Raw genomic sequence first — 520 nt, forward strand, 5'->3', positions numbered from 1 at the left:
GGATCTCCTCGTCCGTCCACGTCGCGTTGACCTGCGGGTTGCGGGCCACGGCCCAGACGACGGCCTTGGCCAGCACCAGCAGGGGCGTGACCTTGACGCCCTCGTAGTCCGGGGCGGCCTTCAGCCGCTGGACGAACTCCATGGTGCGCGTGGCGTCGACCTCCACGAACACCGAGGCGTGCGGGGCGCTGAACGCGCTGCGCACCATGTTCTGCGCGGTGGCCTTGCGCACGCCCTTGACGGGGACCCGCTCGATCCGCTCCTCGGCGGCGGGCACGCGGCGCCGGGCCCCGGCCTCGCCGAGCCGGGCGACGTGGGCCATGAGGTCCTGCTTGGTGATCTGTCCCGCGGCTCCGGTCGCGGGGACCTCGGCGAGGTCGACGCCCAGGTCCCGGGCGGCCTTGCGGACGGGCGGCTTCGCCAACGCAGGGCGGCGCGGGACAGCCGCTGCCGGGGCCGCAGCCGTCGCAGCGACCGCAGCAGTCGCAGCGGCCGCCGTGGCCGGGCCCGGCCCGTCGGG

General features: G+C 76.2%; 1 protein-coding gene. It reads right to left on the reverse strand.

Translation table 11 applies throughout. The features are described 5' to 3' along the window. Nucleotides 1-520 (reverse strand): 2-oxo acid dehydrogenase subunit E2 (locus RCG67_RS17410; protein WP_368828073.1); only part of this gene is annotated, 520 nt, incomplete at both ends.

It is taken from the genome of Kocuria cellulosilytica, assembly GCF_040981245.1.
Lineage (GTDB): Bacteria > Actinomycetota > Actinomycetes > Actinomycetales > Micrococcaceae > Kocuria > Kocuria cellulosilytica.